Genomic DNA, 18,352 nt, shown 5'->3' with positions numbered 1-18,352 from the left:
ATGACGGCGGCGGTCGAGCAGAACGGCTTCGGCCGCAACTCCCGCACCATGTTGCGCAGACTGCGCGATGTGATGGCGGATACGCGCGCGCCGCAGGAACGTCTCGACAGCATCACCTCGATCATCGGCGCCGACATGGCCGCAGAGGTCTGCTCAATCTATGTCCGCCGTTCAGATAACCTGCTGGAACTCTGTTCTACCGAGGGCCTGAACAAGGACGCCGTCCACCGCACGCTGATGCATTTCGGCGAGGGCCTTGTCGGCGACATCGCAGCGCGCGCCCAGTCGCTCGCCCTATCGGACGCGCAATCCCATCCGAAGTTCGCCTATTTCCCGGAAACCGGCGAGGAGATCTACCAGTCCCTCGCCGGCGTGCCGGTGATGCGCGCCGACCGTGTTCTCGGCGTGCTGGTGGTCCAGAACCGGTCCCGCCGGCAGTATTCCGACGAAGAGATCGAGACGCTCGAGACCTTCGCTATGGTTCTGGCGGAACTGCTCGCCAACGGCGTTCTCGACGGGCAAGAGAACAAGCACGATGCCCCCGTTCGCCTCGCCGGTCAGTCGGTTGCCCCCGGCGTCGGGATCGGGATCGCACATTTCCACAGACCGAGCACCGCGATCCGCCGTGTCGTTGCCGACAACCCGGCGATCGAAAAGGAACGGCTCGACAACGCCATGCAGAGCGTGCGCTCACGCATCGACACACTGCTCTCGGCGCCAGACCTCGCCGAGGCCGGCGAACATCGTGACGTACTCGAGACCTTCCGCATGATCGCCCATGACCGCGGCTGGCTGACCCGGATGAACGACGCGATCGACAACGGCCTGACCGCGGAAGCCGCAGTGCAACGCTCACGCGCCGACATGCGGGCCCGTCTCGGCTCGGTGCAGAACCCCTATCTGCGCGAACGCCTCGCCGATTTCGAGGATTTGACGAACCGCCTGCTCGCCCAGCTCGCCGATGAAGAAGAGAATGGCGATGTCGCGGGGAGTATCGACGACGATCAGCCCTATATCGTCGTCGCCCGGTCAATGGGCCCCGCCGAGCTGCTCGACTACGACCGCACACACCTTGCCGGCCTCGTCCTCGAGGAAGGCTCGGCAACAGCGCATGTCGCCATCGTCGCACGGGCTCTGGACATCCCGGTCCTCGGCAACATCCCTGGACTGCTGAGCGAGGTCAATCCGGGCGACCACCTGATTATCGATGCCGACAACGGCCAGGTCCTGCTGCGGCCGACAGAAGACGTTCAGGATTCTTTCCGTGCAGGTCTGCGTGCCCAGGCAGAAACCAAAGCACGCTATCAGGCACTCCGCGACCAGCCGGCCCGGACGCTGGACGGCGTCGATATCAGCCTGTTGCTGAATGTCGGCTTGATGTTCGACCTGCAGCAACTCGATGCTACCGGGGCCGAGGGGATCGGGCTTTACCGGACCGAGATCCCCTTCATCGTCCGTCGTGACATCCCGGACGTGTCGCAACAGACCGACGTCTATCGCCGTGTCCTCGACGCGGCGAGCGGACGGCCCGTCACCTTCCGCACCCTGGATGCGGGTGGCGACAAACACATCCAGGCGTTCGACCATGACCCCGGAGACAATCCAGCCCTCGGCTGGAGGTCGATCCGGATATCCGTCGATCACCCGAGCCTCCTGCGCAACCAGATCCGCGCGATTTTACGAGCCTCTGCCGGCAAGCCGGTCGATTTGATGTTTCCAATGGTTTCCACCGTTGCGGAGTTCGATACGGCCCGCTCTATTCTTGACCGGGAGCTCGAACGGGCGGTGCGGCGCGGCGACATTCTGCCGGCGAAGTTGCGTCTTGGCAGCATGCTCGAGGTTCCGTCTCTGGCATGGCAACTTCCCGAAATCTTGAGCAGAGTCGACTTTCTCTCTGTCGGCAGCAACGATCTACAGCAGTTCTTCTTCGCAGCGGACCGGGGAGACCAGCGCGTGACCCATCGGTACGATGCCGTGTCCGTTCCCTTTCTCCGACTGCTCAGAGATATATCCAATGCATGTAAAAAGCACGATAAGCCATTGACTTTATGTGGAGAGATGGCCGGATCAAGAATTGGAGCAATGGCCCTCATCGGAATCGGCTATCACCGTTTATCCATGGCGGCAGCCTCGATCGGCCCGATCAAAGAAACCGTAAGATCGTTAAATTACAGCGACTTGCAAGTACTTATGTCTAGATTACTGGAAACGCAGGAAGGTCGCATCACTGATCATTTGAAGGCTTTCGCACGCGATCATCAAATCCCAACCTGAGTCTCCAGATCGAAAAATCCGAATAGATCATTGATTCATTAGAGAATTTAATCTAACTTGGCTTTGACGGTTGGTTACTCCATGGTGTCGCAGTGAGTTTTTCGGAATAATAACTGCAAAAATTGTGTAGCCAAACAGACGCAATATTCGCGGGCAACCAGGTCGTGGATGATATGAGCGCAAAAGCAAAGTTAAGACTCCGGCATATCGAAGATGCCGCAAAGTCAAAGACCGCAAACACTACGCCGCAAGCAGCGACGGTGAAACCTTTTGCGTCGCCAAGCCTTGTCTCCAAAACGAAAGGCACTGCCCCTGCTGAGCGAAATCCGCTCCCCCAGGTTGAACAAGCCGAACACGGGTCTGCAGTAGGCGAAATCTTGCAGCGGCACCGTATTGAAAGAGATCTCTCTCTTCAGGACATTGCCCAGCAACTGCGCATCCAGCGCAGCTATCTTGATGCACTGGAAAACGGGGACTTCGACAGTCTTCCCGGACTGACCTATGCCATCGGATATGTTCGCAGCTACGCACAACTTCTTGATCTCGACGCAGCGACGTTGATCACTGACTTCAAGGCCGAAGCCAAAAAGCTGCAGGAACCGACGCAACTCTCGTTCCCGTCACCGGCGCCCGAAGGAAAAGTACCCGGCGGGGCATTGGTATTTGTCGGTGTCTTCCTCGCGGCTCTCAGCTACGGCGGCTGGTATTATTTCTCGACCTCGGAAACCGCGGTCTCCGATCTCACGCCCAAAGTACCGGACCGGCTGGCCTTCCTTCTGGAAGAGCCTGCAATCGACACCCCGACAACAACGGAAAGCGCGTCGGCCACGACGCAGCCTACCGCAGTTGGCGTCGTCACTACGGCGCAGGCTTCCAGCAAAGAGCCTTCCGCCCCAACGCAGACCGAAGTCGCTTCAGCGCAGCCAGAGCGGGCAGGAGAGCCTGCAGCCGAGGCGACAACCGTGGCACCAGTTGTCACAACACCAGTCGCGGCATCGGCAAGCCCGGAACCCGCGCCCCAGTCAGACGACATACCGATAGCGGTAAGCCCCTCGGAAACGGCTCCGGCCGCGCCTGAAACGGCAGCAGCGACAAGCATCGACACAGAGATACCTGTTGCTCCGTCAAGCAGCGAAGCAGTAGCGACTGTCGAACCCGCCGCGGAGACGCCGGCACCAGCCGAGACGGCCAGCACCAATAGCACAGCATTGCCTTTATCCGCGCCTGAAGAGCCAGCGGCGGCGGAACAGATTGCCAGCGCACCGGCATCCGCTCCCGAACCCGGTACCGCCCAAATCCCGGACGTTCCCGAAATGCCCCGGCAGGAAGTCGCAACGGCCGGGCGGTCGGTCGCGGAAGCAGAAGCGGCAGCTATCGACAGCCGACCGAAACCTATTTCAGCCGTCGCCGGACCGCTTATCGTGATCAGCGCGACAGACGACAGCTGGGTCCAGGTCCGCGGCACCGATGCCACTCCGCTGCTGACCCGCATCCTGCGCAAGGGCGAGCAGTACAAGGTTCCAGCCCGCACCGGGCTGAAGCTCTTTACCGGGAATGCCGGAGCCCTGAAAATTTCCGTGAATGGGGCGGAAGTTCCGAGCCTCGGCCCGTTCGGCAAAATCGCCCGGAACATCCCGTTGGACGAAACTTTGTTGACCTACTCGGCCACCGACTGACGCGAGCAATCATCAATCGTCACGAAGGCGGCGTTTACCCGCGACGTCTGCTTGCTTTATAAGACCCGGGACGCCATCTCGCAGTGGCGAGTACAGCGAGCGGATCGATCCCATGAGCGTGCGGCCCTACCGCGACATCTTCAGACGAAAATCCCGTCAGATCTCTGTCGGCAATGTGCTGGTTGGCGGCGATGCGCCTATCACAGTGCAAACCATGACGAACACCCTCACATCGGATGCCAAGGCGACCATTGCGCAGATCCAGGAATGCGCCGATGCCGGTGCCGACATCGTGCGCGTCTCCTGCCCGGACGAAGACTCGACGGCGGCAATGCCGGAAATCTGCAAGGCCAGCCCGGTACCGATCGTCGCGGATATCCATTTCCACTATAAGCGCGCCATTGAAGCCGCCGAGGCGGGCGCTGCCTGCCTGCGGATCAATCCGGGCAATATCGGCAGTGCCGAGCGCGTCCGTGAAGTCGTGAAAGCCGCTAAAGATCACGGCTGCTCCATCCGTATCGGCGTCAATGCCGGCAGCCTGGAAAAGCACCTGCTGGAAAAATACGGCGAGCCCTGCCCCGAAGCGATGGTCGAATCCGCGCTCGATCACATCCGCATCCTGGAAGACAACGACTTCTACGAGACGAAAGTCAGCGTAAAAGCTTCCGACATCTTCCTTGCGGTCGCCGCCTATCAGGGACTGGCCGATGCCTGCGATTACCCACTGCATCTGGGCATCACAGAGGCTGGCGGTTTCCGCATCGGCTCCGTTAAATCTTCTATCGGTATGGGCATGCTGCTCTGGAGCGGTATCGGCGATACCATCCGGGTCTCGCTCTCTTCCGATCCTGTGGACGAGGTGAAAGTTGGATTCGACATCCTGAAGTCGCTCAACCTGCGCCATCGCGGCGTGAACGTGATCTCCTGCCCATCCTGCGCCCGCCAACAGTTCGACGTCATCAAGACTGTCGAGGTTCTGGAGAAGCGGCTTGCCCATATCACCACACCGATGACCCTTTCGGTAATCGGCTGCGTTGTGAACGGGCCGGGCGAAGCGCGCGAGACCGATATCGGCTTCACCGGCGGCGGCAAGGGAACTCACCAGGTCTACATCGCCGGTTTGCCGCACCACCGCCTGAAGGACGACAATGTCGTCGACCATCTGGTCTCTCTCGTCGAGGAAAAGGCGGCGGAGATCGAGAAGGAGCTGGCCGAAGCGGACGAAAGCCCGGCACAGATCATTTCTCCGGCGGCTTCCTGACACCGACCGGAATTTCCAACCAACGCAAAATCACTGCATCCGTTTGAATCCGGGACGGAAACGCGGCATAAACCGAGCCTCCCCGGCATTCTGTCGGTTTCGGGGATGTTTGAAAGGACCTCAATCATGGCCAAGTTGCAGCCCGTTCGCGGCACCCACGACCTCCTCGGTGAGGATGCGCGACGGCATCGCCATGTTGTCGAGACGGCCCTCGAAACAGCGGGTCGCTACGGTTTCAGCGAAATTCAGACGCCGATTTTCGAGTTCACCGAAGTCTTCGCCCGCACCCTCGGCGAGACCTCGGACGTGGTTTCGAAAGAGATGTACAGCTTCACCGACCGGGGCGATGAAAGCATCACCCTGCGTCCAGAAGGCACGGCAGGCGTGGCGCGCGCCTTCATCTCCGGCGGCCTGACCCAGGATCTGCCGCTGAAGCTGTTCTATCAGGGCCCGATGTTCCGCTATGAGCGTCCGCAGAAAGGTCGCCAGCGTCAGTTCCACCAGATTGGCGTCGAGCTGATCGGCGTGCCGACACCGCAGGCCGATGTCGAGGTGATCACGGTCGGTGCCGATATTCTCGATGCGCTCGGCATTTTCGAAGGCATCGTTCTGCAGCTGAACACCCTCGGCGACACCGAAAGCCGCCAAGCCTATCGCGGCGCGCTGGTCGAGTATCTGATGGGCCACAAGGACGGCCTCTCCGAGGACAGCCTCCGGCGGCTGGACGCGAACCCTCTGCGTATCCTAGACAGCAAGGATGAGGGTGACCGGAAGATCGTCGCGGACGCCCCCTCCTTCGGCGACTACCTCAATGCGGCTTCCGAAGATTTCTACGGCACGGTCAAGGCCGGGCTCGATGCGGTCGGAATTCCCTATCAGCAGAATGACCGGCTGGTCCGCGGCCTCGATTACTATTGCCACACCGCCTACGAGTTCGTCACCGACCGGCTCGGCGCCCAAGGCACAGTGATGGCCGGCGGACGCTATGACGGGTTGATCGAGACCATGGGTGGCCCCTCAACGCCGGGGGTCGGCTGGGCAGCCGGTATCGAGCGGATCGCCATGATGATCGAGGCGCCTGCCGCTCCGGCACGGCCGATTTCCCTGATCCCGGTCGGTGAGGCCGCAACTATCGCGGCAATCAAGCTCGCGCACGACTTGCGCAAGGCGGGGCACTCTGTCGAAATGGGCTATTCGGCCAATCTCGGGAAGCGCATGAAACGGGCCAACAAACTCAATGCCAGCCACGCCGTCATTATCGGCGAGACGGAACTCGAAAAGGGCGTAGCGACGATCCGTGACCTGGATACAGGCACGCAGGTCGAAGTCGCGCTGGGCAAGATCGGGGACCATCTCGGCGCCGAGGCCTAGCGAGGCGCGCGTTGGCGGACCGCCCCGCTTCCCCGCTTTTTCAGGACCTGCACCGCTTCGCCGTCGTCGGCGTCAACCACCGGACTTGTCCCGATGCGATCCGTGAACAGCTTTTCGTCGCCGACGAAGAGTTGCCGGTTGTGATTCGCTCGCTCCGTGTCTTCGGCGTTGAGGAAGCCATGCCGCTCTCGACATGCGACCGGGTCGAGGTTGCCGGTGTTTTCCCCAATCCGGAAGAAGCCCGCAGCATCATCGCGAAGATCCTCTGCGCCCCAGTCGATCTCGACCCGGCCCTACTGGAGCCGCTGCTTTACCGGCATGTTGGCGGGGACGCGGTGAGCCATCTGTTCCGCGTCGCCGCCTCCCTTGACAGCCAGGTTATCGGCGAGCCTCAGATCCTCGGGCAAATGCGCGCGGGACATCGGCTGGCACGCAGCCTGAAATCCTCCGGCCCGCTGCTCGACGCAACCATGAGCGCCGCCTTCGAAGCCGCCCGCCAGGTGCGCCGGGAAACCCGTATTGCCGAAGGGCCCGTCTCCATTGCCGCTGCCGCCCTTTCTGTCGCCCGCGACGTTCATGGCGCGCTGGAACGGACCCGCGCAGTGCTGCTTGGCTCGGGCGAGCTCGGCCTCATTCTGGCGGAACAACTTCACAACAGTCACGGGACACCGGTCACAGTGCTCGACCGCATTGCGCGGCGCGCCGAGGCAACAGCCAAATCCATCGGGGCACACCACGGCACCATGGATACTCTTGCGGATGCACTCGTCGATGCGGATATCGTCATCTCCGCCGTCGGAGAAGGCCGCACCCAGCTGACTGAGGAAATGATCCGGCAGACGCTGGTGAAGCGCCGCTACCGCCCGATCTTTCTGGTCGATCTATCGGTTCCGGCCGATATCGACCCGGCGGTGAACAGGATCGATGAAGCTTTCCTGTTCGATCTGGAGGATCTGGAACGGTCCGCCACCGAGGGCAAGAATGCCCGTCGCGCCGAGGCGGAAGCAGCCCGTGAGATGGTCGACGCCGCCGTCGCCCGGTTCCTCTCGGACCAGAGCGGGCGCATCGCCGCACCCTCCATCGCACGCCTCCGGGCTCATCTGGAAGGCATGCGCGAGACATTACACGCGGAGCAGCCAAACCTTTCCGCGGAAGACGCAACCCGCTTGTTGCTGAAACGCATCATGCACGGCCCGTCGGAACATCTCCGGCGCCTGGCGGCAACGGACAATCTGGACGACCGGACACTCTCCACGCTGGAGGAACTGTTCGGTCTCGACCAAGAACAAGGAGACGACCTGTGAGCTTGCAGGCAAATCTGGAACGCGTGCTGGCCCGTCACAAGGAACTGGAAGCTATTCTGGCCTCTGGCGACAGCTCGGACATAGCCAAGCTGTCGAAAGAACTCTCGGAACTCGCGCCCATCGCCCAGAAGGTGACGGAGCTGAACGACATGCGCCGGGAGCTGACCGATGCCCGAGAGCTGCTGGAAGATCCGGACATGGCGGACATGGCCGGAGAGGAAATACAGCGGCTTGAAAAGGCGCTGCCGGAGCTTGAGCGCGACGTCCAGATCCTGCTGCTGCCGAAGGACGAGGCGGACGAGAAGAACGCCATCCTCGAAGTCCGGGCGGGTACCGGCGGGGACGAGGCTGCATTGTTCGCCGCCGATCTGTTCGGCATGTACCAGCGCTATGCGGCTCTCAAGGGCTGGAAGTTCGAGGTCATGGAAATCTCCGAGAACGACATTGGCGGCTATAAGGAAGCCACAGCCGAGATCACCGGCCGCTCCGTCTTCGCGCGCCTCAAGTTCGAGTCCGGCGTGCATCGGGTTCAGCGGGTGCCGGTCACCGAATCCGGCGGCCGCATTCACACTTCCGCCGCCACTGTCGCAGTGCTGCCGGAAGCTGAGGATGTCGATCTGAACATCGAAGACAAGGATCTCCGGGTCGATGTGTTCCGGGCCAGCGGCGCCGGCGGCCAGCACGTCAACACGACCGAAAGCGCGGTCCGCATCACGCATATTCCGTCGGGCATCGTGGTCTCCCAACAGGATGAGAAGTCGCAGCATAAGAACCGGGCCAAGGCGATGAAGATCCTACGCGCCCGGCTTTACGATCACGAGCGCCAGCGCCTCGCCAGCGAACGCGCCGCAGACCGCAAGGATCAGATCGGCAGCGGAGACCGCTCCGAACGCATCCGGACCTATAATTTTCCGCAGGGGCGGGTGTCCGATCACCGCATCAACCTGACGCTCTACAAAATAGACAAGGTGATTGCCGGCGAGGCTCTGGACGAGTTTGTCGACGCCCTGACCGCCGAAGACGAGGCCGCGCGCCTCGCCTCGATGAGCTGATGACCCAAAACGATCCTGACAAGACCGAGACTATCGGCGCTCTGCTGCAGGCCGCGACGCAACGACTGACTGCGGAAGGCAACGACAGTCCGCGACTCGACGCGCGATTACTGCTTGCCCATGCCCTCGGCGTGGAAGGACGGCTGCATGGCCGGGAAGACGATTCGGTTACGGCGGAGGAGCGCACCTTCTTTGGCGCATTTCTGGCGCGCCGGATCGGTGGAGAGCCCGTGTCCCGCATTCTCGGCTCCCGCGAATTCTGGAGCCTGGAGTTCGATCTCTCACCAGCCACCCTCGACCCGCGCCCGGACAGCGAGACCCTGATCGACGCCCTTCTGGAGCTGCATCCGGATCGCGATCGAGCCTATCGCATCCTTGATCTCGGCACTGGAACCGGCTGCCTCCTGCTGGCGGCGCTGTCTGAATTTCCGAATGCAGAAGGTGTGGGTGTCGATATCGACGCGGATTGCGTCCAAGTTGCTCGCCAAAATGCAGAGAAACTATCTCTTTCCAGCCGCGCACGAATGATCCGTTCCCGGTGGGCGGACAATGTGAACGGACCATTCGATATCGTGCTTTCCAACCCTCCTTACATTCCCACACCCGACATCGCATCACTACAATCAGAAGTGAAAATACACGACCCCATGCAAGCACTGGACGGCGGCCCCGACGGCCTGACCGCCTACCGTAACATCGCGGAATGCCTGCCTTCCCTACTCGGCGAAGACGGCCTCGCAGCTCTCGAATTCGGAGAAGGTCAGGGGCCTGCAATTTCCCGCATCGTGGAAGCATCAGGCCTCATCGTGGAGGGTTTCCGGAACGATCTGGCGGGCATCGAGCGCTGCATTCTGGTGCGGCGAACCTAGCCTTGCCCTGTTCCGTCGCTGCGTTGCAGTGGGGGAATTAGAACTTGGAATGCCGCGCTCAACCCGGTAGTCTCCCTTCATGCAACAGAGGCCGGAGGGGGCAGGTCTGTTGCAGGAAACCATCCTGGTTATGAGATGAATGCATCGGCTTGGACCTGGTCCTACCGGATGCTCCGGATGTTTCGATCACGCACGTGGTGTGGATCGGTGTTTTGGCATGGGAGCCCATTTGGCGCCCTTTTAAAACGGCAAAGAATCAAACATGAGACAAGGTCCCCATCAGAAACGTGGGCGGGGTCGCGGCGGAAATAACAATAACCGTCGCCCGAGTACCCCCAACAGAAACCAGACCTTCGACAGCAACGGTCCCGACGTGCGGATTCGTGGCAATGCGCATCAGGTGTATGAAAAATACGTGACGCTCGCCAGGGATGCCTCGACTGCCGGAGACCGGCTGCTGGCTGAAAACCTGTTCCAGCATGCGGATCACTATTTCCGCATCTACAGCGCTTTCAACGAAGAGAATGAAGCCCGTGAAGCCCGGAAAAATGCACAGCAGGATAACGGGCAACAGCAGTCTGACAGCTCGCCGCGTAACGACGACTCCCGCAGAGACGACGAAAACGAAGCGGGTAATGTCGTAGAAGCGCGGTCGGTCCAGCCTCCAGTGCCCCAGCCTCAGGCGACACCGTCTTCGGACGAAGAGTCTGCTCCGGCACGCAGGACACGAAGCGAGCGCCGTCAGGACGCTGAAGCCGCAGAGCAAACCGGCGAACAACAAGCCAGCGAGCCGGAACAACGCGCACCGCGTCAGCCGCGCCGCCGTCGCAGCGCACCTGCTCCTCAGGATAGCGCTCCTCCGGCAGCTGATAATGATTCCGCGCTTCGGGCAATGCTCGGTGCCAGTGAAAGCGGTGCACCAAAGGCGGCGCCGCAAGAAGCTCCCGCCGATAGTGTTGTGCCGGAAGCAAAGCCGGTCCGCCGCAGAGGCCGCCCGCGCAAGGTCGTCGAAGCGGTCGAGCCAGCCCTGCCGCTGGCCGGCGAGGACTGATCAGCCTATAGCCACACCATTTTGAGAAAACCGGTTGTCAGCGATGGCGGCCGGTTTTTTTATGCGAAAATGTCAGATCAGCGACCGGATCTGCTTCGCGCCTGGATCTGCTTCGTGAACGAATAGGATGGCGAAGAACGCTGATACCCGACGCGTTCGTGGAAGGCATGGGCACCGGTCTGGCCTTAAGACGAAAGGCCAGCCCACAGACTAGAGAACGGTGATTTCGTCACCGACACGGATCGTGCCGCCCCCGGTCACATCGACATAGATTCCGCAATCGGTATGACCGAAACCATTCTGCAGATCCCTCGGGATCGTCAGGTCGCGCTGTGCAGTTGCCGGATCGACATTGGTCGCCGGGCAGCGGCCAATCCGTTCGGCAACGCGGATTTCGGCATCGCCGATTTTCAGCGTCTTTCCGACCCAGGTGAATTCTTCCCAAGCCGGCACACCTTCAATCAGGAGATTGCCCCGGAACCGCAGCGGATCGACCGGCTGGCCGACCACGCGTTCGAGATCCCGGACACTTTCCAGATTGATGATCGAGACGAAAGGAACCTTCACGTCGGAATAGGGTTGATCGCCACTCTCGACAATGCGCGGCTGGCCCCGGCTTTCCTTCGTCATGAAGGCGGCGAAGAACTGCTCCAGGACCGTCCGTCCATTGACGTCGGTAAGCTTGCCACTGGAGACGTTCCGGCCCTTGCGCCAGATCTGCAAGACCTCGCTCTCGCTGTCAAAACGCGATTCCAGTTGAGCGAGCTTCTCGACCTGTGCAAGCTGAAGGAAATTGGCTTTCGCCTTCCAATCCCGGTCTCCGGCTTCCGCACGCCGCGCCGATGCGCCGTGCAAAATTCCGAAACGACGGTCGTTCGGAAGCATGCGCCCCGCTTCCAGCGGTACGCTCTCTAGAGATTCCCCTGTCATACCCTTGACCGGAAACCTGTAAATCGAACTTATTTTTCCCATAGTGCACCGCACAATAAATAGCTTCGAAGGCCTGTCAACTCGCTTTCCCACCTCTTGCGATAACGCGGCCACTCACCATATCTGTGATGTGGGTTCCGGATGCCGTCATCGGGTTCGGCCCTCTTCCAAGCCGGAACACAATCGGCGATGCTGAAAAGATCGTCTGTGCTTTCCGGAAATAGGCTTACGTGCCGCCATAATGGAGCGCGTGGAGCTGTATCGGCAACCTTGCGGTACGAAGGAGACGACCATTGGATTTCGAAAAACTCTCGGAGCGCTTGCGCGGCTTTATACAATCGGCGCAGACCTACGCTACCGGCGCCGGACATCAGCGCCTGGCCCCTGAACATCTGCTCAAAGTCCTGCTCGACGATAAGGAAGGCATGTGCGCCAAGCTTATCGACGCGTCGGGTGGCGATGCGAAGGCGGCTCAGCTCTCGGTCGAGGCCGAACTCGGCAAACTGCCGACGGTTGAAGGCAGCGGTGCCGGGCAGGTTTATCTCGCCCCCGAAACCGCGCGACTGCTGACCCAGGCGCAGGAAGTGGCCGAAAAGGCCGGCGACAGCTTTATCACCGTGGAGCGGTTGCTTCTCGCCATCGCCATGGCGGAAGGCACCGCCGCGGCACGCATCCTGAAGGATGCAGGCCTCACGGCGCAGGCCCTGAACCAGACCATCAACGACGTCCGCAAAGGCCGCAAGGCCGACAGCGCAACCGCCGAGAATGCTTACGAGGCACTGGATAAATATACTCAGGACATGACCGAGGCTGCCCGCTCGGGCAAGCTCGATCCAGTGATCGGCCGGGACGAGGAAATCCGCCGGACCATCCAGGTGCTGTCTCGCCGGACCAAGAACAACCCGGTGCTGATCGGTGAGCCTGGCGTTGGCAAGACCGCCATCATCGAGGGTCTGGCCCAGCGCATCGTCAATGGCGACGTGCCGGAGCCGCTGAAACAAAAGCGGTTGCTGACGCTCGACCTTGGAGCCCTGATCGCCGGGGCCAAATTCCGCGGCGAATTCGAGGAGCGGCTGAAAGCCGTGCTGCAGGAAGTCTCGCACTCCGAAGGCGACATCGTGCTCTTCATCGACGAGCTGCACACGCTGGTCGGCGCCGGAGCGGCGGAAGGTGCGATGGACGCCTCCAACATGCTGAAGCCGGCCCTGGCCCGCGGCGAGCTGCACTGCGTCGGCGCTACCACGCTGAACGAGTACCGCAAGCATATCGAAAAAGATGCGGCGCTGGCCCGGCGGTTCCAGCCGGTCTTCGTGGAAGAGCCGAACGTGATCGACGCGATCTCGATCCTGCGCGGCCTGAAGGAAAAGTACGAGCTGCACCACGGTGTGCGGATCACCGATAGTGCACTGGTCTCGGCGGCAAACCTCTCCAACCGCTATATCACCGACCGGTTCCTGCCCGACAAGGCCATCGACCTGATGGACGAAGCGGCATCGCGCCGGCGCATGGAAGTTGATTCCAAGCCGGAGAAGATCGATGAGCTCGACCGCAAGATCATCCAGCTCAAGATCGAGCAGGAAGCATTGAAGAAGGAAGCCGACAAGGCCTCCAAGGACCGTCTCTCGAAACTTGAGGGCGAACTGGCGGCTCTTGAAAAGACTTCCGCCGAGCTGACCGAACGCTGGCAGTCCGAGAAGGAGGTCGTGGTCGGCGTCCAGAAAATGCAGGAGAAGCTGGAAAAAGCCCGTCAGGAGCTGGAGAACGCGAAGCGGCAAGGCAATTTCGAGAAAGCCGGCGAGCTTATGTACGGCGTGATCCCGGATCTGGAAGCCACCATCGGCCAGGCCGAAAACGCCTCTGCCGAGAAGATGGTCATGGAAGAAGTGACGGATCGCGACATTGCCTCCGTCGTCTCCCGCTGGACCGGTATTCCGGTGGACAAGATGCTGGAAGGCGAACGCGACAAGCTGCTTCAGATGGAGGCGAACCTGCATGCGCGGGTGATCGGCCAAGATGAAGCGGTTTCAGCGGTCGCCAATGCCGTGCGCCGGGCTCGCGCCGGGCTGCAGGACCCGAACCGTCCGATCGGCTCGTTCCTGTTCCTCGGCCCGACCGGTGTCGGCAAGACGGAGTTGACCAAGGCGCTTGCCGAGTTCCTGTTCGACGACGAGCAGGCAATGGTCCGGCTCGACATGTCCGAATACATGGAAAAGCACTCGGTCAGCCGTCTGATCGGGGCGCCTCCGGGCTATGTCGGATATGACGAGGGCGGTGCCTTGACCGAAGCGGTGCGGCGTCGGCCCTATCAGGTCGTGCTGTTCGACGAGGTTGAGAAAGCACATCCGGACGTCTTCAACGTACTGCTTCAGGTGCTCGATGACGGCCGCCTTACGGATGGCCAGGGGCGGACGGTCGATTTCCGCAACACGCTGATCATCCTGACCTCCAACCTCGGCTCCGAGTTCCTCGCGGCCCAGGGAGAAGGCGAGTCGGTCGATGCGGTCCGCCCGCAGGTGATGGAAGTCGTGCGCCGGGCCTTCCGGCCGGAATTCCTGAACCGGCTTGACGAGACGCTGCTGTTCTCACGGCTCGACCGCGCGAACATGACGCATATCGTCGATATCCAGCTCGGCAACCTCCGAAAGCTGCTGGATGACCGCAAGATCACGATCGACCTCGACGAGGCGGCCCTGCGCTGGCTCGCCGACACGGGTTACGATCCGGTCTACGGCGCCCGGCCGCTTAAGAGGGTGATCCAGCGCTCGCTGCAGAACCCGCTGGCCAACCAGATCCTGGAAGGCTCCATCCTTGATGGCAGCCACGTGAAGGTGACGGCGGAAGACGGCAAGCTGATCATCAACGGCAAAGCATCCGCCCCGAGTTCCGAAGTCCGGATCGAGGCGGCGGAGTAACGCGCCAAAACATCAATGGAAAACTGCCCTTCTCGTTCGAAGGGCCGTTTTCCCTATCCCCGCTTCTCCAGCAAAAACCACGTCATGTCATCCGCCGGGAAATTCGCGTCCCGGTGATAGCAGAAGCCGTAGTCGACCAACTTGAGATCCGGGAAGCGGTCCAGCAGGTCGCCGGCGAAATCCCGTTTGAACAGCCGGTTGTCATGCCCCCGATAAGGGATCGCGACCGGGGCCGGATTGTAATACTCCGAGAGCGCGATATAGCGCCCGCTCGCCGCATGGAGATTGTCATAGACGCTCGGCAGCGCGTCCGGATTGATGTGGATGAGCACGCCGGAGGTGAAGGAGAGATCGTGCGGCGTCTCCACCTGCGGCTCCAGGATCGAGCCGTGATGGACATTCAGCCGCTCCTGCGTCTGCAGGATCTTCACCGCTTCCGGGTTGATCTCGATGGCGGAGAGTTTCGCTTCCGGCAGCAGCGTGCGCAGGGCCAACATGTTGAGGCCGATATTGGCGCCGAACTCAACCACCGATTCGACCGTCCCCGCCCGAGACAGGATGCGGGTGAACATCGCCGTTCGCGAGGCCAGAATGGCGGCGTCCCGGTTCCGGTCGATATAGGCATTGCCGAACGATCCGGCCCAGAAGGCTTCCTGCTCGGTACGGTAGGTGTCCGTCATCGGGTTACTCCGGTTTGGCGGCGGCTCAGGCCTGCTCGGGATAGGCGCCGCTTTCATTCTTCACGGGCTGGGGGCGTTCATACACCCCGCGATTGATCAGCGGCCAGTCCGGGTGCTGCTCCAGCAAAGCCAGCACGTCCTGATAGGTGAAGGCCGGGTTCACCGGATAGAGCGCTTCGAGAATGCGCCGGATCAGCTCGAAATCCTCCGGATGGTCCACCGTCCAGCGATGACCGGTGATCGGCGGCTCGTGCAGCAGGTAGCGGCAGGCGAACCGGTCCTTGTGATTGTAGATGAAGGGCGTGACATGCTCGCGCTCCTGCCGGGCCCCGGCCTCGCGGTGCGCCGTCATCAGGGCCGTGCCCCGGATCCCCTCGGCATCGAGCCCCATGGGCAGCGTGCGCGGCGTGGTGTTGGAAACGTAATCGAGCGGCGGACTGCTGTCCCGCAGCGTCTCGACAACCTGATCCACCAGCACCGGGTCGATCAGCGGACAATCGGCGGTCAGGCGCACGATGAGATCTGCCTTCGCCATTTCCGCCGCTTCGGCATAGCGCGACAGCACGTCCGCTTCCGAGCCGCGCCAGACGCGCAGCCCCTCGCCCGCGACGAACTCCGCCACCGGATCGTCGGTCGCGTTCACCGTGGTGGCGACAACGATCTCGTCCACCGTCCGGCACCGGCCGACCCGTTCGAGCTGGTAGCCGAGCAACGGTTTCCCGAGGACTTGCTTCAGCACCTTGCCGGGCAGACGCGTCGAGGTCATGCGCGCCTGGATAATCACGACTGTTTTCACGAACTTCCGTTCCCCGCCCCAATTGCCAGCATCGCGTCGATCACCCGATCCGCCCCGCGCCCGTCGACTAGGGCCGATGCGGTGGCGGAGAGCTTTCGGCGCACGGCCGAATCTTGCAACACCCTGACGGTTTCCGCCACCAGTTGCTCTGCCGGGCAGTCCGCAAAGCGGCCGAGATACAGCGCCGCCCCCTTGGCCGCCATGCCCGCTCCCACCGGTTCTTCCACCTGAACGCTGGCGCCGAGGATCATCGGCGTGCCCTGCAAGGACAGCTCCCACACTGTGGAGCCCGCGGATGAAATCGCCAGATCCGCCCTCGCGATCAAGCCGCTCATATCCTTCACGCTACGATGATAGGCGATCATCGGCCCCGCATCCGCCGGCGGCAGCCATCCGCTCGCCGGGCCGATCACCGCATCGACATGGCCATCTCCAAGACCGGCTTTCAGCAGCGCTTGCGCCGCCGCCTGCGCCAGTGCCTCAAGATGCCCGCCGGGATCCGCGCCGCCGACCAGCACGAGAATGCGCTGCGGCCGGTCGGGGATCGTGCGGGGCGGCACGGCCTGACGCATATCGGCGCGGATCAGGGCATATCCGGGTCCGGCCAGGACCCTTGCCCCGGTTCGCCCGGTATAGTTATCGGGCGATGCCTGCACATTCTGGTTCAGCAGCAGATCACAGGGATAGTGCTCCGCCGATGCCGCATCGTCGAGCAACAGGATTGGCAGGCCCGCTTTGCTAACCCGATCGAGATAGCCGGGCGTCGCGAAGGAACCGTCGACAACCAGCCAGCGCGCGCCGATCCCGGCCGCCGCTTCGGCAAATTCATCGCCGTTATCAGGGGCGGGAAACACACGGTGCGCGATGCCCGCACCATCAAGCCGGGCAAGCACCGGATCGGGCAGCGCTGTACCGGAGAAAAACACGGCGTGACCGCCGCGCGCACACCACGCTTCCGCCAGCGCGAAGCAGCGCATGGCATGGCCGAGACCGATCCGCGCGTCGGCGTCGGCACGAATTGCCAGCATCCCCGGACTCACCCTGCGGCCATCCCTTCTATCCCCCGGTAAAAAAAGCTATTCTGGCGACTTCGCATCACCAAGTCACGGGAACCATGGCCAGCACCTTCGAGATCAACGGACGCCCGGTCGGCCCGGATCACCCGCCCTATGTCGTGGCGGAGCTATCCGGTAACCATAATGGCAATATCGATCGCGCCCTCGCGCTGATCGATGCCGCCAAGGCGTCGGGCGCCGACGCGGTGAAGATCCAGACCTATCGGGCGGATACCATCACCATCGATCATGATGGCCCGGAATTCCTGATTGATGACGGACTCTGGAAGGGCCGACGGCTCTATGAACTCTATGAGGAAGCCCATACCCCCTGGGACTGGCATGCGGCGCTGTTCGCCCATGCCCGTAATCAGGGCATCACGATGTTCTCCGCGCCGTTCGATCCGACAGCCATCGGGCTTCTGGAGCGGCTGAATGCGCCCGCCTACAAGATCGCCTCGCCGGAGATTGTCGATCTCGACCTGATCGAGCAATGTGCGCGGACAGGAAAACCGCTGATCATCTCCACCGGCATGGCCAGTTTCGAAGAAATCGAGGAAGCGGTTGCCACGGCCCGCGGCGCCGGGGCGACGGAGATCCTCGTCCTGCACTGCACCAGTGGCTATCCGACCCCGGTCGATCAGGCCAATCTCTCGACCATCACGGATCTGACGAAGCGACTTGATGTAGCGATCGGTCTCTCGGACCACACGCTGGACAACATCGTCGCCGCTGCAGCCGTCGCCGTTGGCGCGGTGCTGGTCGAGAAGCATTTCACTCTCAGCCGGGCCGATGGCGGGGTCGATAGCGTGTTCTCGCTGGAGCCGACGGAGCTGGAGAAACTGGTCAGGGATCTCCGCTCGGTCCACGCGGCCATCGGCAAACCGAACTACCGGCCGACCGCAGCCGAGCTGATTACACTGCCGATGCGCCGCTCGCTCTATGTGGTTGCGGACATCGCTGAAGGAGAGCCCCTCACCCGCGAGAATATCCGCTCCATCCGCCCCTCAAACGGCATGCTGCCAAGACATCTGAAAAGCGTGCTTGGAAAGACAGCGACCCGAGCCCTGAAACGCGGAGAACCACTGGCAGCGGATATGATCCGGGGTTTCACGGGCTAA

At 61.8% G+C, this 18,352-nt stretch carries 14 protein-coding genes; 10 read left to right on the top strand and 4 right to left on the bottom strand.

What is annotated here, in order from left to right:
- From ptsP to K328_RS0117285, 8 genes are all read left to right on the top strand, one after another.
- Nucleotides 1-2,274 carry a phosphoenolpyruvate--protein phosphotransferase gene (ptsP, locus tag K328_RS0117320; protein ID WP_028467053.1) on the top strand — a complete coding sequence of 758 codons (2,274 nt, stop codon included), beginning with the start codon at nucleotides 1-3 and terminating at the stop codon, nucleotides 2,272-2,274.
- 377 nt (nucleotides 2,275-2,651) lie between these two features.
- Complete coding sequence (locus K328_RS0117315) at nucleotides 2,652-3,950, top strand: helix-turn-helix domain-containing protein (protein ID WP_028467052.1); 1,299 nt, start codon at nucleotides 2,652-2,654, stop codon at nucleotides 3,948-3,950.
- 112 nt (nucleotides 3,951-4,062) lie between these two features.
- Entirely contained in the window at nucleotides 4,063-5,211 is a 1,149-nt protein-coding gene (gene ispG, locus K328_RS0117310) for a flavodoxin-dependent (E)-4-hydroxy-3-methylbut-2-enyl-diphosphate synthase (protein WP_028467051.1), read from the top strand.
- 126 nt (nucleotides 5,212-5,337) lie between these two features.
- Complete coding sequence (hisS, locus tag K328_RS0117305; RefSeq protein WP_028467050.1) at nucleotides 5,338-6,582, top strand: histidine--tRNA ligase; 1,245 nt, start codon at nucleotides 5,338-5,340, stop codon at nucleotides 6,580-6,582.
- Between the two features lie 11 nt (nucleotides 6,583-6,593).
- Nucleotides 6,594-7,886, top strand: a complete 1,293-nt coding sequence (gene hemA / locus K328_RS0117300) for a glutamyl-tRNA reductase (RefSeq protein WP_051285032.1) — start codon at nucleotides 6,594-6,596, stop codon at nucleotides 7,884-7,886.
- Nucleotides 7,883-8,938, top strand: a complete 1,056-nt coding sequence (gene prfA / locus K328_RS0117295; RefSeq protein ID WP_028467048.1) for a peptide chain release factor 1 — start codon at nucleotides 7,883-7,885, stop codon at nucleotides 8,936-8,938. Before hemA ends, prfA begins: the two co-directional genes overlap by 4 nt.
- Nucleotides 8,938-9,807 carry a peptide chain release factor N(5)-glutamine methyltransferase gene (gene prmC, locus K328_RS0117290; RefSeq protein WP_028467047.1) on the top strand — a complete coding sequence of 290 codons (870 nt, stop codon included), beginning with the start codon at nucleotides 8,938-8,940 and terminating at the stop codon, nucleotides 9,805-9,807. The genes prfA and prmC overlap by 1 nt, the downstream gene beginning before the upstream one ends.
- Before the next feature lie 262 nt (nucleotides 9,808-10,069).
- Nucleotides 10,070-10,858 carry a DUF4167 domain-containing protein gene (locus K328_RS0117285; protein ID WP_084608370.1) on the top strand — a complete coding sequence of 263 codons (789 nt, stop codon included), beginning with the start codon at nucleotides 10,070-10,072 and terminating at the stop codon, nucleotides 10,856-10,858.
- Nucleotides 10,859-11,068: 210 nt separating this feature from the next.
- On the opposite strand, the gene K328_RS0117275 is transcribed toward K328_RS0117285, so the two are convergent.
- The gene (locus K328_RS0117275) at nucleotides 11,069-11,830 is read right to left on the bottom strand and encodes an MOSC domain-containing protein (RefSeq protein WP_036554845.1); all 762 of its coding nucleotides are present in this window, start codon (nucleotides 11,828-11,830) and stop codon (nucleotides 11,069-11,071) included.
- 251 nt (nucleotides 11,831-12,081) lie between these two features.
- On the opposite strand from K328_RS0117275, the gene clpB reads away from it, so the two are divergent.
- Nucleotides 12,082-14,700, top strand: a complete 2,619-nt coding sequence (gene clpB / locus K328_RS0117265; protein ID WP_028467044.1) for an ATP-dependent chaperone ClpB — start codon at nucleotides 12,082-12,084, stop codon at nucleotides 14,698-14,700.
- Nucleotides 14,701-14,753: 53 nt separating this feature from the next.
- Here clpB and K328_RS0117260 read toward each other — a convergent pair whose 3' ends face one another.
- Genes K328_RS0117260 through K328_RS0117250 form a run of 3 tightly spaced genes read right to left on the bottom strand, consistent with a single transcriptional unit; the run spans nucleotide 14,754 to nucleotide 17,204 of the window.
- Complete coding sequence (locus tag K328_RS0117260) at nucleotides 14,754-15,380, bottom strand: pseudaminic acid biosynthesis-associated methylase (RefSeq protein WP_028467043.1); 627 nt, start codon at nucleotides 15,378-15,380, stop codon at nucleotides 14,754-14,756.
- Between the two features lie 25 nt (nucleotides 15,381-15,405).
- Entirely contained in the window at nucleotides 15,406-16,176 is a 771-nt protein-coding gene (locus tag K328_RS0117255) for a cytidylyltransferase domain-containing protein (RefSeq protein ID WP_028467042.1), read from the bottom strand.
- Nucleotides 16,173-17,204 carry a PseG/SpsG family protein gene (locus tag K328_RS0117250; protein ID WP_028467041.1) on the bottom strand — a complete coding sequence of 344 codons (1,032 nt, stop codon included), beginning with the start codon at nucleotides 17,202-17,204 and terminating at the stop codon, nucleotides 16,173-16,175. The genes K328_RS0117255 and K328_RS0117250 overlap by 4 nt, the downstream gene beginning before the upstream one ends.
- 86 nt (nucleotides 17,205-17,290) lie before the next feature.
- Here K328_RS0117250 and pseI point away from each other — a divergent pair, with 86 nt between their 5' ends.
- Nucleotides 17,291-18,352 (top strand): pseudaminic acid synthase, encoded by a 1,062-nt coding sequence (gene pseI, locus K328_RS0117245; protein WP_028467040.1) that lies wholly within the window; start codon nucleotides 17,291-17,293, stop codon nucleotides 18,350-18,352.

The sequence above is a fragment of the Nisaea denitrificans DSM 18348 genome (genome assembly GCF_000426505.1).
Lineage (GTDB): Bacteria > Pseudomonadota > Alphaproteobacteria > Thalassobaculales > Thalassobaculaceae > Nisaea > Nisaea denitrificans.
The sequence above is the reverse complement of the archived record's forward strand: the minus strand, read 5'-3'. Positions and strand labels throughout refer to the sequence as shown.